The sequence below is a fragment of the Cupriavidus sp. C2SS-8b genome (assembly GCF_057073745.1).
The window spans coordinates 1,519,183-1,539,357 of sequence record NZ_CP172716.1 but is presented as its reverse complement, the minus strand read 5'-3'; the positions used below and the strand labels follow the sequence as shown (position 1 = coordinate 1,539,357).

General features: G+C 66.6%; 19 protein-coding genes. 15 read left to right on the top strand and 4 right to left on the bottom strand.

Translation table 11 applies throughout. From position 1 onward, the window contains the following. Nucleotides 1-235: 235 nt before the first annotated feature. Nucleotides 236-1,072 carry a presqualene diphosphate synthase HpnD gene (gene hpnD, locus ACIGJB_RS07075; protein ID WP_483732000.1) on the top strand — a complete coding sequence of 279 codons (837 nt, stop codon included), beginning with the start codon at nucleotides 236-238 and terminating at the stop codon, nucleotides 1,070-1,072. 52 nt (nucleotides 1,073-1,124) lie between these two features. Beyond that, nucleotides 1,125-2,390 (top strand): Zn-dependent hydrolase, encoded by a 1,266-nt coding sequence (locus ACIGJB_RS07070; protein WP_483731999.1) that lies wholly within the window; start codon nucleotides 1,125-1,127, stop codon nucleotides 2,388-2,390. A 33-nt stretch (nucleotides 2,391-2,423) separates the two neighbouring features. On the opposite strand, the gene ACIGJB_RS07065 is transcribed toward ACIGJB_RS07070, so the two are convergent. After that, complete coding sequence (locus ACIGJB_RS07065; RefSeq protein WP_483731998.1) at nucleotides 2,424-2,777, bottom strand: hypothetical protein; 354 nt, start codon at nucleotides 2,775-2,777, stop codon at nucleotides 2,424-2,426. 277 nt (nucleotides 2,778-3,054) lie between these two features. Between ACIGJB_RS07065 and ompR the strand changes: the two genes are divergently transcribed. The 6 genes from ompR to ACIGJB_RS07035 all read left to right on the top strand — a co-directional run bounded on the left by ompR (nucleotide 3,055) and on the right by ACIGJB_RS07035 (nucleotide 8,861). Continuing rightward, entirely contained in the window at nucleotides 3,055-3,777 is a 723-nt protein-coding gene (ompR, locus tag ACIGJB_RS07060; RefSeq protein ID WP_006576352.1) for an osmolarity response regulator transcription factor OmpR, read from the top strand. Between the two features lie 22 nt (nucleotides 3,778-3,799). Continuing rightward, nucleotides 3,800-5,149, top strand: coding sequence for an ATP-binding protein (locus ACIGJB_RS07055; protein WP_483731997.1), 1,350 nt, complete (start codon nucleotides 3,800-3,802; stop codon nucleotides 5,147-5,149). Between the two features lie 254 nt (nucleotides 5,150-5,403). Continuing rightward, the gene (tcuC, locus tag ACIGJB_RS07050; RefSeq protein WP_483731996.1) at nucleotides 5,404-6,702 is read left to right on the top strand and encodes a tricarballylate/proton symporter TcuC; all 1,299 of its coding nucleotides are present in this window, start codon (nucleotides 5,404-5,406) and stop codon (nucleotides 6,700-6,702) included. 252 nt (nucleotides 6,703-6,954) lie between these two features. Then, complete coding sequence (locus ACIGJB_RS07045; RefSeq protein ID WP_012352655.1) at nucleotides 6,955-7,503, top strand: peroxiredoxin; 549 nt, start codon at nucleotides 6,955-6,957, stop codon at nucleotides 7,501-7,503. 108 nt (nucleotides 7,504-7,611) lie between these two features. Continuing rightward, entirely contained in the window at nucleotides 7,612-8,133 is a 522-nt protein-coding gene (locus ACIGJB_RS07040; protein ID WP_483711221.1) for a carboxymuconolactone decarboxylase family protein, read from the top strand. Between the two features lie 155 nt (nucleotides 8,134-8,288). After that, on the top strand, nucleotides 8,289-8,861 hold the full coding sequence (locus tag ACIGJB_RS07035) for a GNAT family N-acetyltransferase (RefSeq protein WP_483731995.1): 573 nt from the start codon (nucleotides 8,289-8,291) through the stop codon (nucleotides 8,859-8,861). 36 nt (nucleotides 8,862-8,897) lie between these two features. On the opposite strand, the gene ispF is transcribed toward ACIGJB_RS07035, so the two are convergent. Beyond that, the gene (ispF, locus tag ACIGJB_RS07030) at nucleotides 8,898-9,407 is read right to left on the bottom strand and encodes a 2-C-methyl-D-erythritol 2,4-cyclodiphosphate synthase (protein ID WP_483731994.1); all 510 of its coding nucleotides are present in this window, start codon (nucleotides 9,405-9,407) and stop codon (nucleotides 8,898-8,900) included. A gap of 3 nt (nucleotides 9,408-9,410) precedes the next feature. Further along, nucleotides 9,411-10,166: a 2-C-methyl-D-erythritol 4-phosphate cytidylyltransferase gene (ispD, locus tag ACIGJB_RS07025; protein ID WP_483711218.1), complete on the bottom strand. Its 756-nt coding sequence runs from the start codon at nucleotides 10,164-10,166 to the stop codon at nucleotides 9,411-9,413. A 187-nt stretch (nucleotides 10,167-10,353) separates the two neighbouring features. Between ispD and mfd the strand changes: the two genes are divergently transcribed. The 7 genes from mfd to ACIGJB_RS06990 all read left to right on the top strand — a co-directional run bounded on the left by mfd (nucleotide 10,354) and on the right by ACIGJB_RS06990 (nucleotide 18,840). Continuing rightward, the gene (mfd, locus tag ACIGJB_RS07020) at nucleotides 10,354-13,803 is read left to right on the top strand and encodes a transcription-repair coupling factor (RefSeq protein WP_483731993.1); all 3,450 of its coding nucleotides are present in this window, start codon (nucleotides 10,354-10,356) and stop codon (nucleotides 13,801-13,803) included. 85 nt (nucleotides 13,804-13,888) lie between these two features. After that, nucleotides 13,889-15,103 (top strand): acetylornithine deacetylase, encoded by a 1,215-nt coding sequence (gene argE, locus ACIGJB_RS07015; protein WP_483731992.1) that lies wholly within the window; start codon nucleotides 13,889-13,891, stop codon nucleotides 15,101-15,103. Nucleotides 15,104-15,198: 95 nt separating this feature from the next. Further along, a complete protein-coding gene (gene serB, locus ACIGJB_RS07010; RefSeq protein ID WP_483731991.1) occupies nucleotides 15,199-16,053 on the top strand; it encodes a phosphoserine phosphatase SerB in 855 nt (284 codons plus the stop codon). A gap of 180 nt (nucleotides 16,054-16,233) precedes the next feature. Then, nucleotides 16,234-16,533, top strand: coding sequence for a hypothetical protein (locus ACIGJB_RS07005; RefSeq protein ID WP_483731990.1), 300 nt, complete (start codon nucleotides 16,234-16,236; stop codon nucleotides 16,531-16,533). Nucleotides 16,534-16,538: 5 nt separating this feature from the next. Next, nucleotides 16,539-16,832, top strand: coding sequence for a hypothetical protein (locus ACIGJB_RS07000; RefSeq protein ID WP_483731989.1), 294 nt, complete (start codon nucleotides 16,539-16,541; stop codon nucleotides 16,830-16,832). A gap of 10 nt (nucleotides 16,833-16,842) precedes the next feature. After that, entirely contained in the window at nucleotides 16,843-18,474 is a 1,632-nt protein-coding gene (locus tag ACIGJB_RS06995) for a PepSY-associated TM helix domain-containing protein (protein WP_483731988.1), read from the top strand. 129 nt (nucleotides 18,475-18,603) lie between these two features. Next, a complete protein-coding gene (locus ACIGJB_RS06990) occupies nucleotides 18,604-18,840 on the top strand; it encodes a DUF2789 domain-containing protein (protein WP_483731987.1) in 237 nt (78 codons plus the stop codon). Nucleotides 18,841-18,843: 3 nt separating this feature from the next. Here the strand turns inward: ACIGJB_RS06990 and ACIGJB_RS06985 are convergent, their stop codons facing one another. Further along, on the bottom strand, nucleotides 18,844-20,097 hold the full coding sequence (locus tag ACIGJB_RS06985; protein ID WP_483731986.1) for a cystathionine beta-lyase: 1,254 nt from the start codon (nucleotides 20,095-20,097) through the stop codon (nucleotides 18,844-18,846). Between the last annotated feature and the right edge of the window lie 78 nt (nucleotides 20,098-20,175).

The window sequence follows — 20,175 nt, the reverse complement described above, 5'->3', positions numbered from 1 at the left end:
CCAAACGGATGAACAGCGTGAAATGCGTACACCTGAGCGACGACTTGCCCATCCAGGGAGCCAGCGGGTTAGTGATAACGCAATGCTACAATCCGGCGCTCCGCTGGCGCCCACTACGCCAGCAGGCGGGGCACCAACAACCCGTGCCGCTCGCCATCGGGCGACCATCGGACCACGGCGTTGGCATCAGGCCAGCCCACCCGCCTTCCCCCTACCTCATCAGACCGAGACCGGCGTGACGCCCGATCAGTATTGCCAAGAGAAGGTCGCCCAGAGCGGCTCCAGCTTCTATTACAGCTTCCTGTTCCTACCCGCGGAACGCCGTCGCGCCATCACGGCGTTGTATGCCTGGTGCCGCGAAGTCGACGATGTGGTCGACGACACCCACGACCCCGCACTGGCTCACCAGCAGCTCGACTGGTGGCGCGGTGAACTGCGCCGTCTCTTCGAGGGCGAGCCGACCCACCCCGTGACGCAGGCGCTGCAGCCTTACGTCAAGGCCGCCGGCCTGCCGCACGCCGAGATGTCCGAGGTGCTGGACGGCATGGAAATGGACCTGACCCAGACGCGCTATCTCGACGAAACCGGCCTGAACCGCTATTGCCACTGCGTGGCCGGCGTGGTCGGCACGCTTAGCGCGCGGCTGTTCGGATACTCCGAGGCGCGTACGCTCGTGTTCGCCGAAAAGCTGGGGCTGTCGCTGCAACTGGTCAACATCCTGCGCGACGTCGGCGAGGACGCGCGCCGTGGCCGCATCTACCTGCCGGTGGATACGCTGCAGCGATTCCAGGTGCCAGCTTCCGAGATCTTGCAGGGCAAGCATTCCGAGCGCTTTGTCGCGCTGATGCAGTACCACGCCGGACGCGCGCGCGCACTGTACCGCGAAGCGCTGGAACTGCTGCCGCGCCAGGACCGCCGCGCCCAGCGCGCCGGCCTGCTGATGGGAGCCATCTACCACGCCTTGCTCGACGAAATCGAACGCAGCGATTTCCAGGTGCTGAACCAGCGCATCGCGCTGACCCCGCTGCGCAAGCTGTGGATCGCCTGGAAGACATGGCTGCGCAATAGCTAAGTCAGCCGGCTCGCCAAATTGTCCTACGTATTGCCCCATACGCACTGCAGCCATGACCGACAACCTCCACCCGCTCGGACAGAGCATTCTTGATCGCGCCGAAGCGCTCGCCAGGTTTTCAGATATGGAAGGCGGGCTGACCTGCGCTTTCCTCACGCCCGCCCACCGATCCGCCCAGGCCCTGCTGGCACAGTGGATGGAAGCGGCTGGCATGCAGGTGCGCATCGATGCCATCGGCAACGTGATCGGCCGGTATGCCGCCGACCCCGCTGCCGGCGGCGACGCGCGCGTGCTGATGACCGGCTCGCACTTCGACACCGTGCGCAATGGCGGCCGCTTTGACGGGCGCTTGGGCATCCTGCTTCCGATCGCGGTGGTCGGCGCGCTCCACGCGGCAGGCATCCGCCTGCCCTACCATCTCGACGTCGTCGGCTTCGCCGAAGAGGAAGGCCTGCGCTTCAAGACGAGTTTCCTGGCCAGCAGCGTGCTCGCCGGGCACTTCGATCCGGCGCTGCTGGCCAGGACGGATGCCGACGGCGTGACGATGCGCGAAGCGCTCGCGGCCTCCGGCCTGCCGGGCCATGGCGAACTCGCGGCACTGCAGGACGCCGCCGTGGATCCGGCCGCCTTGCTCGGCTTTGTCGAAGTCCATATCGAACAGGGGCCGGTCCTGCTGGACAAGGGCCTAGCGCTCGGCGTCGTGACCCAGATCGCCGGCAGCAGCCGCTTCCAGGTGCGGGTCGAGGGACAGGCCAGCCATGCCGGCACGACGCCGATGGGGATGCGCCGCGACGCCGCCGCAGGTGCCGCCGAAATGGTCCTGCTGGTCGAAACGCGGTGCAGCGCGACGCCAACACTGGTCGGTACGGTCGGCCAGCTCCAGGTACCCGACGGATCCAGCAATGTCATTCCGGCGGCCTGTACCTTCTCGATGGACATCCGCGCGGGAGAGGATGGCATTCGCGAGGCCGCCATTGCCGACATCGTCGCCGGCATCCAGCAGATCGCCGCGCGGCGCGGCTTGTCCGCCCACGTGGACCGGGTCAGGCCAGTGCAGAACGCGCCGTGCGCGCGCTGGCTGATGGACCAGTTCGGCGCAGTGCTGCGTAAGCGCGGCCTGCCTGCGTTTGAGCTGCCCTCCGGCGCGGGTCATGATGCGATGATGATGCAGCGCATCACCGACGTCGCCATGCTGTTCGTGCGTTGCGGGAACGGCGGCATCAGCCACAACCCGCTGGAGACCATCACCGCTGAAGACGCGCAGCTTGCCGCCGAGGTGTTCGTGGATTTCCTGCGCCACTTCCAGCCGCAGGACTAAGCGCGGGAAAGGCCGGGAGGCGCCGTGGAGGCGTCAGCCGCCCTGGTACATTTCGCGGCCGAGGTCGTAGAGGTTCTGGCGCAGCTTGCGGCGCTCGTCCGGCGACAGGCTGGAGCCGGAGCGGCCCTGACGGCTGCTGCGCTCGGCCTCGCGCTGCTCGGCGCGATGGCGTTCGGCGCGGGTGCGCGCCTCGCGCTGGCTGGCTCCCGGGTCGCTGGCGTGGGTGGATGGGCGCTCATGGCCCTGCAGCAGGTTGGCCATGCCGGCCGACTGGGCGTGGGCCGGCTGAGGCGCCGCGCCCAGCCACAGCGCCGTACCGACGAGCACCACACAGGCGCCGAGGGCGCCGTGCAAGGTCAGCCCATGCCGGTTACGGTTCACTTTCATCGATAATGGCGGTTTCGGCTTCGGGATTTGCAGCCGTCGGACTGCTCGAAGCCGGAAAATTCGGTACCCCGTCCGCGCAAACGCCGCAATGCAATTTGCGGCTGACCGCAGATAATCCGGTGGCAATACCCGCGTCAACCGGATAATGATGCAGGGCACGAAAGACGGTATGGCAGTGTAATGGCATGGTTCGTGCACGCCGCTATGCCACAGGGTAAAGTATGTAACGTTTTGTTAAGCCATTTTGAGCGAAAGCGATAGTCGCTAAGATACCGCCATGGAAAATACCAGCCACAAGATTCTCGTCGTGGACGACGACCCGCGCCTGCGCGATCTGCTGCGCCGCTATCTGGGCGAACAGGGTTTTACGGTACTGGTGGCGGAGAATGCCACCGCCATGAACAAGCTCTGGCTGCGCGAGCGCTTCGACCTGCTCGTGCTTGACCTGATGATGCCCGGCGAAGACGGCCTGTCCATCTGCCGCCGGCTGCGTGGCGCCAACGACCAGACGCCGATCATCATGCTGACCGCCAAGGGCGAGGATGTCGACCGCATCGTCGGCCTGGAAATGGGCGCCGACGACTACCTGCCGAAGCCGTTCAACCCCCGCGAGCTGATTGCGCGCATCCATGCCGTGCTGCGCCGCAAGGGGCCCGCGGAAGTACCTGGCGCGCCGTCGGAAACGCCCGAGACCTTTGCCTTCGGCGATTTCGTGCTGAACCTGGCCACCCGCACGCTGACTAAGAACGACGAGGAAATCACCCTGACCACGGGCGAGTTCTCCGTGCTCAAGGTGTTTGCCCGCCATCCGCGCCAGCCGCTGTCACGCGAGAAGCTCATGGAAATGGCCCGCGGCCGCGAGTACGAAGTATTCGACCGCAGCCTTGACGTGCAGATCTCGCGCCTGCGCAAGCTGATCGAGCCCGATCCGGGCAACCCGCGCTTCATCCAGACGGTATGGGGCCTGGGCTACGTGTTCATTCCTGATGGCGTGAAGTAAACCGGTCGTCCGTTCACCCATCGTGGCGACTGTCATTGGCCGTACGGCCACGCGTTTCTTTGGTTCGCTGTTCTGGCGAACCTTCATGCTGATCGCGCTCCTGCTGGCCATTTCGCTGGGCATCTGGTTCCAGAGCTACCGGCTGTTCGAGCGCGCCCCGCGCGCGCAGCAGATCGCCATGCAGGTGGTCAGCGTGGTCAAGCTCACGCGTGCGGCCCTGCTCTATTCGGACCCGGCGCGGCGCCGGTTCCTGCTGCTCGACCTGGTGCAGAACGAAGGCATCAAGGTCTATCCGCGCGAAAAGGACGACGATTTCGCCGCGCCCACCGCCAACCCGTTCCTGACGCAGCTGGTGCAGCAGGAGATCCGCAGCCGGCTGGGCGAGGACACGGTGCTGGCCACCACCGTCAACGACATCCCCGGCGTGTGGGTCAGTTTCGAGATCGAGGGCGACGACTACTGGGTGGCAATCAGCCCCGAACGGTTCGAGCGGGTGTCCGGCATCCAGTGGTTGTGGTGGAGCATTGCCGCGCTGCTGCTGTCGATCATCGGTGCCGCGTTCATTACCGCGCGCGTCAATTACCCGCTCAAGCGACTGGCCAATGCCGCGCGCGATATCGGCGCGGGTGGCGACCCGCCCTCGCTGCCCGAGCATGGCGCCAGCGAAGTCGCGCTGGCCAACCATAGCTTCAACCAGATGGTGCGCGACCTGCGCCAGCTCGACGACGACCGCGCGGTGATGCTGGCCGGCATCTCCCACGACCTGCGCACGCCGCTCACGCGCCTGCGCCTGGAAACCGAGATGTCGCCGGCGGACAGCGCCACGCGCGATGCGATGATCACCGACATCGAGCAGATGGACGCCATCATCGGCCAGTTCCTGAACTACGCACGGCCGCCGCTCGAGATGGTGGAACCGGTGGACCTGTCGGCGCTGGTCAACGATGCCGTGGGCGTCTATGCGGCGCATGACGATGTGCGCGTGGCAGTGCGCGCCACCGAGCCGGTCATGGCCGTGGCCAATCGCATGGAGGTCCAGCGCATCCTCGACAACCTGGTCGAGAACGCGCGCCGCTATGCCAAGGACGACGAAACCGGCATCGCCGAAGTCGAAATCACGACGAAGCTCGACGACAAGGACGCCGTGCTCACCGTGGCGGACAACGGCAAGGGCGTACCGGACGCGCAGCTTTCCTTGCTGACGCGGCCGTTCTACCGCCTGGACAGCGCGCGCAGCGAAGCCAAGGGAGCAGGCCTTGGCATGTCGATCGTCAACCGCATCCTGCAGCGCAACGGCGGCAGGCTGGTGCTGTCCAACCGCTCCGCGCCGGATACAGGCCTGGTCGTCAGCGCCTGCTTCCGCCGCGCCTGATGACGCGGCAATCACCGCACACCGGCAGCGATACGCCTGTCCGCTGACAGGTTTTCGACAGCTGCTGATAGGCATCCGTAAGGTATTTGACAGGGCAATGACAGCGCCGCGGCGCACACTGGCGCCGGTCAGCAGGGCCGATGCAAACGCATCTCCCAGCCATGGCGTTGCCTGCTGTCTCCTACCCCACGCCTGGCTGGCTCACCGAACAATCATGCGCCGGAACCCACCGGCGTCGTCCGAGAGAGACAGCCATGTCAGAGACCTCCCAAACCTCCGGCCAGCAGCACGGATTCAAGACCGTGTTCCGCGTGGTCAGCGGCAACTTCCTGGAAATGTACGACTTCATGGTGTACGGCTTTTATGCCGCCGCCATTGCCAGGACTTTCTTCCCCAGCGGCGACGAGTTCGCCTCGCTGATGCTGTCGCTGGCGACCTTCGGCGCCGGCTTCCTGATGCGCCCGCTGGGCGCCATCGTGCTGGGCGCCTACATCGACCATCACGGCCGCCGCAAGGGCCTGATCGTCACGCTGGCGCTGATGGCCGCGGGCACGCTGCTGATCGCCTGCGTGCCGGGCTATGCCTCGATCGGCGTCGCGGCACCGTTGCTGGTCCTCGCGGGGCGCCTGCTGCAGGGCTTCTCGGCCGGCGTGGAACTGGGCGGCGTCTCGGTCTACCTGTCGGAGATCGCCAAGCCGGGCCGCAAGGGCTTTTACGTGAGCTGGCAGTCGGCCAGCCAGCAGGTGGCGGTGATCTTCGCCGGCCTGCTCGGCGTGGTCCTGCACGCCACGCTGGCGCCGCAGCAAATGGATGACTGGGGCTGGCGCGTGCCGTTCCTGATCGGCTGCCTGATCGTGCCGTTCCTGTTCGTGATCCGCCGCTCGCTCGAAGAGACCGAGGAATTCAAGACCCGCAAGCATCGCCCGACCGTGCGCGAGATCTACCGCTCCATGGCCGAGAACTGGCGCATCATCGTGGCCGGCTGCATGATGGTCGTGATGACCACGGTGTCGTTCTACATGATCACCGCCTACACCCCCACGTTCGGCAAGACGGTGCTCAAGCTCGACGACGTCGACAACCTCATCGTCACGATGTGCGTGGGCCTGTCAAACTTCATCTGGCTGCCGCTGATGGGCGCCGTGTCCGACCGGATCGGGCGCAAGCCGCTGCTGGTGTTCTTTACCGCCGCCACGCTGCTGACCGCCTACCCTGCCGTGTCGTGGCTGGTGGCCGAACCTTCGTTCTCGCGCCTGCTGATGGTGGAACTGTGGCTGTCCTTCCTGTACGGCAGCTATAACGGCGCGATGGTTGTCACGCTGACTGAAGTCATGCCGCCGGCCGTGCGCACCGCGGGCTTCTCGCTGGCTTACAGCCTGGCCACGGCACTGTTCGGCGGCTTCACGCCGGCCATTTCCACGTACCTGATCCATGCCACCGGCAACAAGGCCGCACCGGGCCTGTGGCTGATGTTCGCCGCCGCCTGCGGCCTGGTCGCAACCCTCATCATCTTCCGCGCGCAACGCGGCCAACCGGTCCTGCGCCCCGCCTGACACCGCAGCGCCTTGCCACGCCGGTCCGCATGGGCTGGCCGTGGCATACTTCCCGCATCGCAAGCTGTCATGCGCGACGATTAAGATCGCCATGCCGCACGCCTATCGGGCTGTTTGAGATTTTCAATTAGCCCTGTAGTGCGTGCTGGCGCATAATCTCGCCTTGTCGCGGTGCACCGACCCTCAGGCCCCGGCCAGAAGCAGGTTCATCGCAATGCACACTCCCTCTTCAACCGTATCAGGAGAAAGTCTATGAAGACCGTTGGTGACAAGCTCGAAGCCTTCCACGTCGTTGGTGTCAAGCCTGGTTTCAACAACCATGAGGAAAACGGCCAATCGGCTTTCGAAGACATCACCGAAAAGTCGTTCGAAGGCAAGTGGAAGATCATCTACTTCTACCCGAAGGACTTCACGTTCGTGTGCCCGACCGAAATCGTGGCCTTCGCCAAGCTGAACGGCGACTTCGCCGACCGCGACGCGATCGTGCTGGGCGGCTCGACCGACAACGAATTCGTGAAGCTGGCATGGCGCCGCGAGCACAAGGACCTGAACAAGCTGAACCAGTGGCAATTCGCCGACGTGACCGGTTCGCTGATCGACCAACTGGGCGTGCGTGACCACGCTGCTGGCGTGGCCCTGCGCGCGACCTTCATCGTCGACCCGGACAACGTGATCCAGCACGTTTCGGTGAACAACCTGAACGTCGGCCGCAACCCGGACGAAGTGCTGCGTATCCTGGACGGTCTGCAAACGGACGAACTGTGCCCGTGCAACCGTGCCGTCGGCGGCGCAACGCTGTAATCGCTGCAAGGTTGCCGGTAATTCTCGGCGGCCCGCGGAGGGGCCACACCCCTCCGCCCCAAACCCGCACATGCGGGTTTTTTGAGCCCTGATCGATAGGAGAATTAAATGGAATTCCTTAGCACGATTAAGAATCTCATCCCCGACTACGCCAAGGACATTCGGCTGAACGTCGACGGCACCATTGCGCGCTCTTCGCTGGAGGGCAACGACGCCGTCGGCGTGGCGCTGGCCGCCGCATTCGCCGCGCAGAGCAAGGTGCTGGTGGATGCGATCCGCAACGCCAACGTGCTGTCGGCCGAGGAAGTCAACGGCGCGCTGACCGCTGCCGCGCTGATGGGCATGAACAACACCTGGTATCCATACATCGAAATGGCGGACGATCCGGACCTGGCCAGCCAGCCGGCCGGCCTGCGCATGAACGCGTACGCGACCCACGGCGGCGTGGACAAGCGCCGCTTCGAAATGTACGCGCTGGCCGCCTCGATCATCGGCAAGTGCCATTTCTGCGTGAAGTCACACTACCAGCTGCTCAAGAACGAGCAGGGCATGACCGCGCAGCAATTGCGCGACGTCGGCCGCATTGCCGCGGTGATTGCCGCGGCGGCCAACGTGATCGCCGCCCAGTAAGGCAGCCGCGTTACCACAACGGCCGGCCGCTTCCCAGTGGGAGTTGGCCGGCTGTTTGCATGGTGCAACCGCTGCCGGCCCTGACCGCTCCACTCGTGCAGCGAACGGCCTACAATCGAGGCAGGACAATGCACTCAGGCATCCGCCCCCGCACCATGAGCATCCTGCCTTCACCGACTTCCCCGCGCTTCCACTACCGTCTGGCCACCGTCCAGGACTGGGGCGATATTGCCGCGGTCACGCAGCAGGCCTATTCGCAGTACGAGCTCGAGATCATGGAGGACTGCCGCGCCTCCTTCCAGCGCGGCATGCAGGCCGTGCTGGCCGCCAGCCACCCCGACATGGAATGGTGGGTGGCCGAGACTGATCACGGCATTGCGGGCGCCGTGCTGTTCTGTCATCCCGGCGCGACGCTGCCGGCGCTGGACGGCAGCACCATCACGCTGACCCAGCCGGAGGCCCGGCTGCTTTCCGTGAGTCCGCAGGCCCGGGGCCTGGGCCTGGGCCATACGCTGATGCAAATCTGCATCCAGCGCGCCCGCGATATCGGCGCGCCGACCCTGCTGGTGCGGACCATGCCAGAAATGGGCTCGGCCAACCGCCTGTGCCAGCAGATGGGATTCGCCAAGCGCACCGAGGCCGGCGCCCGCACCGGCGCCATGGCCCGGCTGATCGACTACAGCTACGGCATCACGCCCGAGAACGCACCGGCGCCGGCCAAGGCGTAAGCGGCGACCGCCAACGCCGGCGGCCGCCGGTTCCGCTCAGTCCTGCGCGCCGGTGGCCGCGCCGCGCCAGATCAGGACTGCGGCCTGCGCCACGATGCCTTCCTGGCGCCCTTCGAAGCCGAGCTTCTCGTTGGTCTTTGCCTTGACGTTGCAGCGCGCCGCCGGCACGCCGAGATCTGCTGCAATGTTCGCCACCATGCCCGCGATATGCGGTGCCAGCCTGGGCTGCTGCGCGACGAGCGAGGCATCGACATTGCCGATCTCGTAGCCGGCCTCGCGCACACGCCGCGCGGCTTCACGCAGCAGCACGCGGCTGTCCGCGCCGGCGAACTGCGCATCCGTGTCGGGGAAATGCCGACCGATATCGCCGAGCCCCGCCGCGCCGAACAGCGCGTCGGTAATGGCGTGCAGCAGCGCATCGGCATCGGAATGCCCGAGCAATCCCCGGTCATGCGGAATATGCACGCCGCCCAGGATCAGCTTGCGGCCGGGCACGAGTGCGTGGACGTCATAGCCCTGCCCCACGCGGATATCAAATGGCATCATCGATCAGGCTCCTGAATCGGCCGATCGCGCCGGCGCGGTGCCTAGCAGCACCTCCGCCAGCGCGAAGTCTTCGGGATAGGTCACTTTGAAATTGCGCAGCGAACCGTTGACCAGGCGCGGATGCAGGCCCAGCCGTTCGATCGCGCTGGCCTCGTCGGTCACCACGGCGCCGGCGGCTAGCGCGTCCTGCAAGGCCTGGCGCAGCACGCCGAGCCGGAACATCTGCGGCGTCTGGGCCTGCCAGAGCCCGTCGCGCGGCACCGTGGTGCCGATGCGCGTGCCGGCGTCGGCGCGCTTGAGCGTATCGGGCACGGGCACCGCCAGGATGCCGCCGATGGCGGCATCGGGATCATCGTCGCCATCGCTTTCCACCGAGCGCACCAGCGTATGGATCATCGCCGGCGTCAACCCCGGACGTGCCGCGTCGTGTACCAGCACCCAGTCGGTGTCGACGGCGCCAAGCTGCGCCAGGTGATGCAGGCCTGCGAGCACCGAGGCATGGCGCGTATCGCCGCCGACAAAGGCCGTATCGAAGCGCAGGCCGGCAAAAACGCCGGCGCCGAAGCGCGACTCCAGCGGCATGTCGTCAGGCGCCAGCACCAGCGCCGTGGCGCTGATGGCGTCACAGGCCGAGAACGCCGCCAGGGCGTACCAGATCATGGGCCGGCCGGCGATGGGCTGGTATTGCTTGGGCACGGGGCCACCGGCGCGGCTGCCGGTACCGGCACAGGGAATCAGGGCGAAGCGGCGGTCTGGCACAGGATTGGAATCAAGTGGAAATGCGTTGAGGACGGCATGGCGGCGGCAGCGCCAGGACCGGAGCGCATTCTATAATACGGCCCTTGTTTGCCGCCATGCCGCCACGGCATGCGGCGCACGCCATACCCCCGCCCGCGCTGCCGGCGGGGCGTTGCCGTTCGTTGTCGTCTTCCCGACCGCTGCCCCGATGCCTGACGCCGCTCCCGCCTTTCCCTTCGCCACCCTGCCCTTGGTCAAGCCCGGGCTGCGCCACAACGTGGCCAGCCTGCACGGCTCCGCCGACGCACTGGCCATTGCCGCCTACGCGCGCGAGCATCGCGGCCGCGTGCCGATGCTGGCCGTGGTCTGCGCCAACGCCGTCGACGCCCAGCGCCTGGCCGATGAAATCCCGTGGTTCGCGCCCGAACTGCGCGTGCGCCTGCTGCCGGACTGGGAAACGCTGCCCTACGACAGCTTCTCGCCGCACCAGGACCTCGTGTCCGAACGGCTCGCGACGCTGCACGACATCCAGGGCGGCCAGTGCGATGTGATGCTGGTGCCGGCCTCGACGGCGCTCTACCGGCTCGCGCCGCCGTCCTTCCTGGCGGCCTACACCTTCTTCTTCAAGCAGGGCGAGCGGCTGGACGAGGCCGCGCTCAAGGCGCAGTTCACGCTAGCCGGCTACGAGCACGTCAGCGCGGTGATGCGGCCGGGCGAGTACAGCGTGCGCGGCGGCCTGATCGACCTGTACCCGATGGGCTCGGCGCTGCCGTACCGGATCGACCTGTTCGGCGATGAGATCGAGACCATCCGCGCGTTCGATCCGGACACCCAGCGCAGCCTGTACCCGGTCAAGGAAGTGCGCCTGCTGCCGGGGCGAGAATTCCCCCTCGACGAAGCGGCCCGCACCGCGTTCCGCGGCCGCTGGCGCGAAGTGTTCGAGGGCGATCCGACCAAGTCGCCGATCTACAAGGACATCGGCAACGGCGTGCCGTCCGCCGGCATCGAGTACTACCTGCCGCTGTTCTTCGAGTCGAGCGCGACGCTGTTCGACTACCTGCCTGCCGAGACCCAGCTCGCCTTCGTCGGCAAGGTCGACGAAGGGATCCGCCGCTTCTGGGCCGACACCACGCCGCGCTACGACTTCATGCGGCATGACCGCGAGCGTCCGCTGCTGCCGCCGGCCGAGCTGTTCCTGTCCGAGGACCAGTTCTTCATCGCGGCCAAGCCGCTCGCACGGCTGGTGCTGCAGGCCGACTCCGCCGCGGACCAGCCCGCCTTCGCCGCGAGCGTGCCCGACGTCTCGGTGAACCGGCGCGCGGAAGACCCGCTCGTGAACCTCGAATCGCTGCTGCTCGACAAGGCCACGCGCGTGCTGATGTGTGCCGACACCGCCGGCCGCCGCGAGACCCTGCTGCAGCTGTTTGCCGAAAGCGGCCTGCGTCCGCAGCAGGTGGACGACTTTGCCGCCTTCCTGGCTGGCGAATCGCATTTCAGCATTGCCGTGGCGCCGCTGCATAGTGGCTTCGTGCTGCCCGACGCCAGGCTTGCCTTCGTGACGGAAGCCGAACTTTACGCCGGCACCGCGCGCCGTGCCGGGCGCCGCAAGCAGGAGCAGGCCACCGCCGTCGATTCGATGGTGCGTGACCTCGCCGAGCTGAAGATCGGCGACCCGGTGGTGCACAGCGAGCACGGCATCGGCCGCTACCACGGCCTGGTGTCGCTCGACCTGGGCCAGGGGGAAGAGGAATTCCTGCACCTGGAGTACGACAAGAGCAGCAAGCTGTACGTGCCGGTGCACCAGCTGCACGTGATCTCGCGCTACTCCGGCGCCGATCCGGAAACCGCGCCGCTGCACCACCTGGGCTCGGGCCAGTGGGACAAGGCCAAGCGCCGCGCCGCGCAGCAGATCCGGGACACCGCCGCAGAACTCCTGAACCTGTACGCACGCCGCGCCGCGCGCGAGGGCTTTGCCTTCCCGCTCTCGCCCAAGGACTACGAGACCTTCGCCGAGAGTTTCGGCTTCGAGGAAACGCCCGACCAGGCCGCCGCCATCGCCGCCGTCATCGCCGACATGACCTCGGGCAAGCCGATGGACCGCCTGGTGTGCGGCGACGTGGGCTTCGGCAAGACCGAGGTCGCGCTGCGCGCCGCCTTCGTGGCCGTGCTCGGCGGCAAGCAGGTCGCCATGCTGGCGCCGACCACGCTGCTGGCCGAGCAGCATTTCCAGACGCTGTCGGACCGCTTTGCCGAATGGCCGGTGCGCATCGTTGAACTGTCGCGCTTCAAGACGAAAAAGGAAATCGACGCGGCGGTGAAACAGATCAACGAGGGCACGGTCGATATCGTGATCGGCACGCACAAGCTGCTCTCGGACGAGGTGAAGTTCCAGCGGCTGGGCCTGGTCATCATCGACGAGGAGCACCGCTTCGGGGTGCGGCAGAAGGAAGCGCTCAAGACGCTGCGCGCCGAGGTCGACGTGCTGACGCTGACGGCAACGCCGATCCCGCGTACGCTCGGCATGGCACTCGAAGGACTGCGCGATTTTTCCGTGATCGCCACGGCGCCGCAGAAGCGGCTGGCCATCAAGACCTTCGTGCGGCGCGAGGAAGACGGCGTGATCCGCGAGGCCATCCTGCGCGAGCTCAAGCGCGGCGGGCAGGTCTACTTCCTGCACAACGAAGTCGAGACCATCGAGAACAAGCGCGCCAGGCTTGCCGAACTGGTGCCGGAAGCGCGCATTGCGGTGGCCCATGGCCAGATGCACGAGCGCGAGCTGGAACGCGTGATGCGCGACTTCGTCTCGCGGCGCGACAACATCCTGCTGTGCACCACCATCATCGAGACCGGCATCGACGTGCCGACCGCCAACACCATCCTGATCCACCGCGCCGACAAGTTCGGCCTGGCGCAACTGCACCAGCTGCGCGGCCGGGTCGGGCGATCGCACCACCAGGCCTATGCCTACCTGCTGGTGCATGACGTGGACGGGCTGACCAAGCAGGCGGCGCGCCGGCTGGAGGCCATCCAGCAGATGGAAGAACTGGGCTCCGGCTTCTACCTCGCCATGCATGACCTGGAGATCCGCGGCGCGGGCGAAGTGCTCGGCGACAAGCAGTCGGGCGAGATCCACGAGATCGGCTTCCAGCTCTACACCGACATGCTCAACGCGGCCGTCAAGGCGCTCAAGGCCGGCAAAGAGCCGGACCTGATGGCACCGCTCGCGGCGACCACCGAGATCAACCTCGGCACGCCCGCGCTGCTGCCCAACGACTATTGCGCCGACGTGCACGAACGCCTGTCGCTGTACAAGCGCCTGGCCAACTGCGAAACGCCGGACCGTGTCGATGACATCCAGGAGGAGCTGATCGACCGCTTCGGCCGCATGCCGCCGCAGGCGCAGGCGCTGGTGGAAACGCACCGGCTGCGCATCGCCGCGGCGCCGCTGGGCGTGCGCAAGATCGACGCGAGTGAAGCCGCGATCAGCGTGCAGTTCGTGCCGAATCCGCCTATCGACGCGCTCAGGATCATCGAGCTAGTGCAGAAGAACCGCCATATCAAGCTGGCCGGGCAGGACAAGCTGCGCATCGAGGCCAAGATGCCTGACGTGGCCATCCGCGCGCAGACCATCAAGCTGACGCTGCGGGCGCTCGCATAGTCCATGCTGCAGGGCGTCTGGCCCGCCGGCTGCGGCGGGTGTAGCATCGGGTACTTCACCCATCGGTCCACGCCGCCCCTGCCCCATGCAAGCCGATATCGAACGCAAGACTTCCACCCCTGACGCGAGCGCGCCGCGCGGCAGCGCGCTGGAATGGACGCAGCGGCTGGTGGCGTACGACACCACCAGCCGCCATTCCAACCTGGGCCTGATCGAGTCCGTGCGGGACCACTTCCTCGCGAAAGGACTGCGGCCGCACCTGAGCTACAACACCCAGCGCGACAAGGCCAACCTGTTTGTCACGGTGCCCGCCGCCAGCGGCGAAACCAACGGCGGCATCGTGCTGTCGGGCCACACCGACGTGGTGCCGGTGGACGGCCAGAACTGGTCCACCGATCCGTTCAAGCCCGTGGTGCGCGACGGCAAGCTCTATGGCCGCGGCACCTGCGACATGAAGGGCTTCATCGGCACCAGTCTCGCGCTGCTGCGCACGCTGCTCGATGCAAAGCTGCGCGAGCCCGTGCATTACGCGCTGCCGTTCGACGAAGAGATCGGCTGCATGGGCGCGCCTTACCTGCTCGCCGAACTGCGCGAGCGCGGCGTGCGGCCCGCCGGCTGCATCGTGGGCGAGCCCACCAGCATGCGCGTGATCGTCGCGCACAAGGGCATCAACGCCTACCGCTGCTGCGTCAGGGGCCAGGCCGCGCACTCGTCGCTGACGCCGCGTGGCGTCAATGCCATCGAGTACGCCGCACGGCTGATCTGCTTCATCCGCGACATCGCCGATGAATTCAAGGCCAATGGCCCATACGACCACGCCTTCGACGTGCCCTTTACCACCGCGCAGACCGGCACGATCCAGGGCGGTATCGCGCTCAACACCATCCCCGCGCTGTGCGAGTTCGTGTTCGAGTTCCGCAACCTGCCGGGGGTCGACCCCGAGGCGCTGTTCGCACGCATCGCCGCGTACGCCAATGACGTGCTCCTGCCGAAGATGCGGGCCGAACACGCGGACACTGACCTCGTCATCAGCAAGATCGCCGCGGCGCCATCGCTGGATGTGGCCGAGCAGGAAGCCATTACGCAGCTCGTGCGCGCGCTCACCGGAGATCGCGAGACCAGCAAGGTGGCCTACGGCACCGAGGCGGGCTTGTTCCAGCGCGCAGGAATTCCTGCCGTGGTGTGCGGGCCAGGCGATATCCAGCAGGCGCACAAGCCGGACGAGTTTGTCTCGCTGGATCAGATGGCGGCGTGCGAGGCATTCCTGCATAAGGTGGTTGACAGCTTGCGGGTGGGTTGAAGCAACGCCGCCGGGCGGGAACCTGATCAGCGATTACAATATCGCCTTTGCCGTCCCGCCCTCCGGCGCGCCGCCCTGATCCGCCTGCTGCTGTCATGCCCCTGATTCTCCAGAGTACCCGCCCGCTCGCTTCCGACGACCTGACCGCCATCCGCGCCTTCGCCCGCGCCTCCGAGCCCGTGCTGCGCAGCGAATCCGTGGCGGCTGCCGAAGATTGCGCCCCGCTCACCCCGGCGCTGCGCGACATGCTGGATGACTACTGCGGTCCGCGCGCCATCGACTGGGCCATCGTGCCGGGCGGCCGCCGCCTGTCGGAGTTCCGCCTGGTGGCCATGGACATGGATTCCACGCTGATCACGATCGAGTGCATCGACGAGATCGCCGATTTCTGCGGCCTGAAGGCCGAGGTTTCCGCCATCACCGAAGCCGCCATGCGCGGCGAGATCACCGATTTCAACGAAAGCCTGCGCCGCCGCGTCGCCCTGCTCAAGGGGCTGGACGCCAGCGTGCTGGACCGCGTCTACGAAGAGCGCCTGCGCCTGTCCCCGGGCGCCGAGCGCATGCTGCAGGCCGTCCAGGCGCTGGGCTTGCGCACGCTGCTGGTGTCGGGCGGCTTTGTCCACTTCACCGAGAAGCTCAAGGCACGCCTGAGGCTCGACGTGACGCGCGCCAACACGCTGGAAATCGTCGATGGCAAGCTCACGGGCAACGTGGTCGGCGAAATCGTCAATGCCGACGTCAAGGCGCGCACCGTGCGGGAAGTGTGCGCGCAGCTCGGCGCCACGCCTGACCAGGCCATCGTCATGGGCGACGGCTCCAACGACCTCAAGATGATGGCCGTGGCCGGCCTCTCGGTGGCTTTCCGCGCCAAGCCCATCGTGCGCGCCCAGGCAAGCGTTGCCTTCAATCACGTCGGTCTGGACGGCCTCCTGGCGCTGTTCCCGCACTAATACTCACTACGCACTGGCGGCGCCTGTCGGCGACCGCCAGTCGCTTCCGGCTTTACTTCCCCTTCCCCGCTTCATCGCGCCGACGTGCGTCGATGGTCCTCCTGGGCCCTGGCCCGATTCACCATTACAAACACTAATCATTCTCATTTATACTTGCATTTTCCTTTTCCAATTTAAGCTATGGAAGCCTTCGCGGTCCTGCTTGGACTTCTCGCGGCCGCTTGCCTTTACCTTGCGGCGCCCAACCAGGTCTTGCTGCCGCCGCCGCAAAACGGCCCGAGCCGGCGGCCGGCGCCCCGGCTGTTTGGCTGGCTTGGGCTGGGGTTGACGGTTCTGAGCACCTGGCTGTGGAATCAGGCCCAGGGCTGGCCCGTGGCTGTCGCCGCGAACCTGGCGATCATTCCGACGGGCCTGTCCCTCTGGCCCTTTATCGGCACGTATCTGAACACAAGGCGGCCGGCCGCCGAAGGGCGAGCATGAGCGGCATGGGCACGAAATGGCTGGCCGGCACCGTGCTGGGGCTGCCGCTGTCGGTCGCGCTGTGCACGCTGGCCATCCTGGGGCTGCCCGGCGGCTGGGAAAGCTGTGTCATGGCGGCCGTAGTGACATGCCTGCCGCTCTGGGTCGCCATCCTTTGCTGCAGCCTGCTGTTCCGCTCCAGCCGCGCGGCATGGCTGTGGCTGGCGGCCGCGAACCTGCTGTGCTTCGGGCTGCTGTGGGGATTGCGCCTGCTGCAGGTGGCACCCTCGGCCGCCCTCGCCTCGTTGTCGGCTTCCTGAGGCCCGCCACATGAAACCCACCACACTCCGGCTGTACCAGACCCTTCACACCTGGGTCGGCCTCATGGCTGGCTGGGCGCTGTTCATCGCCTTCTTTGCCGGCGCCGTGACGGTGTTCCACCACGAACTTCACGTCTGGCAGTCTCCGGACCGGCTCAAGGGCAATCAACAGGCCGAGACCGTCGCAGATCCCACGGCCGTCGATCACTTCATGCAGAAGCTGGTCGCCCTCTATCCTGAAGCCGCCGCCAGCGCCTACGTCTACATGCCCGCAGCGGGCGAGCCGCATATCAGCGCGTATTGGCAGGACAAGGCGGGAGCGTGGCAGATGACCACCGACGAACGCCTGGCCGGCGACCGCGCCATGCAGCAGGACACCTCGCGCGACCAGGTGATCGGCGAGTTGTCTTCGTTCCTGAACAGCCTGCACTACTCGCTCGGCATCCCGGAAGTCGGCATCTATTTCATGGGTGCGATTTCGGTGCTGTACGGACTGGCGCTGGTTTCCGGCGTGCTCCTGCACCTGCCGCGCCTGAAGAAAGACCTGTTTGCCGTGCGGCCGGGGCGCAACCTCAAGCGCTTCTGGATGGATGCGCACAACGTGATCGGCCTGTTCAGCCTGCCCTTCCACCTGATGATTGCGATCACCGGCGCACTGTTCTGCCTGTCGCTGGTCCTGTGGATGGTCTTCAATACGCTGACTTTCGACGGCAAGCTGTTCCCCGTGGTCCCGCGCGTGACCACCGCCGTGCCGGAAGTCACGGCTGCCGGCCGTGCGGCGCCCACGCTGTCGGCGTCGGAGCTGATCCGCATTGCACGGGAAGCGGCGGACGAGCGATTTACCGCAGAGTCGTTCCGCTTCCAGCGCTACGGCGATGCCAATGCCGTCGTGGAAGTGCGCGGCAGCAGCACCCGTGCGCTCGGCAACCTGGGCTCCGTTGGCATCCATGCGGCCGCCGGCGAAGCCGATGCCGGCACGGTGATCGCCAACCAGACCGCTGGCGGCCGCGATGGCAACCATGGTCTCTACAGCGCGCTGTTCGCCCTCCATTTCGGCACCTATGGCGAACTGCCGCTACGGATCGGCTACGTGCTGGCGGGGCTGGCGGGCGCGTTCCTGTTTTACTCCGGCAACCTGCTGTGGATCGAATCGCGCCGCAAGAATCGCCAGGCGGAACAGCCGCGTGTGCACCGGCTGCTCGCGCAAGCCACGGTGGGCGTCTGCATCGGCTGCTGCATCGGCGTGGCCTTGTGCTTTCCGGCGGCGCTGCTGTGGCCCGGCCGCCCAGTCAGCCATGCATATTTCCCGGTCTTCTTTGCCGCCTGCGCATGGGCGCTGCTGCGCCCGCCCGTACGGGCAGCGATCGAGTTGCTGTATGCGGCGGCGCTTGCCGCGCTGACCATCCCGCTCGCCAACGCCATCCTGACTGGCGACCACCTGCTGCGCTCCATACCAAGCGGACACTGGATCATCGCCGGCTTCGATATCGGCGCGATGGCGCTGGCGGCCGGATTTGTGGCGCTGGCGCGCGCGACGCAGCGGCGTGCGCACAACGGCCCGGCGGAGTCGGTGTGGGCTGCCCCCCGCCCGCAGCGTGCCACGCACGGCGCGCGCGAGGGCGACAGCGAACTGTCGATTTGAGGGGTTCGTACAGCATGCAAAACGGACGCCGCGGCGTCCGTTTTTTCTTGGGCGCTTTGGCCGCCATTCAAGCGCTCGCGTGCCCTACACTAGCTTGAATGACAAACCTGGAAGCGGAGCCCCCTCATCATGCAAAGCGCCTTTCATCGCTTTTCCGAGCTGTTCGCCCAGTTGGGATTACCGAGCGATCCGCCCAGCATCGCCGATTTCATCGAGACGCACGGGAAGCTGCCTGGCAACGTTGAACTCGCCGACGCGCCGTTCTGGACGCCAGCGCAGGCCGCCATGCTGCGCAACGAGATCGCGGACGATGCCGACTGGGCCGAAGTGGTCGACCAGCTCAACGTGGCACTGCGCGCAAGCTAGCGGTCAGCCGCCGAGTTGCTGCTCCAGGGCCTGGCGCAGGTCCGCGATAAGGTCACGCGTGTCTTCAAGGCCGATATAAAGGCGTACCAGTTCGCCGGCATGCTGCCAGCCCGCCGGCGGCCAGCTGCCCGCGGGGCGCATGGTCGGCACGTGGTAAGGCACGGCCAGGCTGTGCGCGCCGCCCCACGACCAGCCGATCGCGAACAGCCGCAGCGCTTCGACGAAGGCATCCACCTGCTCGCGCGTGTACTTGTCGTGCAGGATGATCGCGAACAGGCCGCTCGCACCGCTGAAGTCGCGGCGCCAATGGGCGTGGCCGGGGCAGTCCGGCAGCGCGGGATGCAGCACGCGCACGACCTCAGGCCGCTGGTGCAGCCACTCGGCCACCTCGCGTGCGCCACGGTCGTGCGCGGCCAGCCGCACGGGCAGGCTCGGCAGCGAACGCAGCACCAGATGGCAGTCATCGGCGGAAACGCCCCAGCCCATCAGCATGCGCGTGCGCTTCAGCCGCGCCTGCACGCCATCGTCACGCGTCAGCACCGCCCCCATCAGGACGTCGCTGCCGCCGGACTGGTATTTGGTCAACGCCTGCACCGAGATGTCGATCCCCATATCGAACGGCCGGAAGTAGAGGCCGGCTGACCAGGTATTGTCGATGGCCGTCAGCACGCCGCGGGCCTTGGCCGCGGCGACGATCGCCCGGCTGTCCGGGACCTCCATGGTCACCGAGCCCGGCGACTCCATCCAGATCAGCCGCGTATTGGGCTGGATCAGGCTGGCGATGCCGCTGCCGATCATCGGGTCGTAGTAGCGCACCGTCACGCCGAAATCGCGGGCCAGCCATTCGCCGTGATCGCGGTTCGGACCGTAGACGTTGTCCGGCACCAGCACGTCGTCACCACTCTTGAGCAGCGCGAAATAGACCAGCGAAATCGCCGCCAGCCCGGACGGCAGCAGCAGCGTATGGCTGGCGCCTTCGAGCAACGCCAGGTGCTGGCACAGCGCTTCGCTGGTCGGCGTGGCATGCAGGCCGTAGCGCCAGTACGTGGTGCTGCGGTCGCCGTAAGAGCGCAGCTCGGCCAGGTTCTGGAAGACCACAGTCGAACCGCGGTGCGTGGCGGGAGAAAACGAATCGAAACCCGGTGCGATATCCAGTTCGGGCTGGACCGCAACAGTCTGGATGTAATGGGAGGCAGGGCTCGACGCGGGCTTGTCGGAAGTCGGATCGGACACGGCGGATTCCTTGATGGCTGACATGCGGCACCGCATTGCACGGCGGGCATGAAACGGACGTGATAACCGTTCGAGCTTACCAGCAAATGCCGGTAGCGCCAC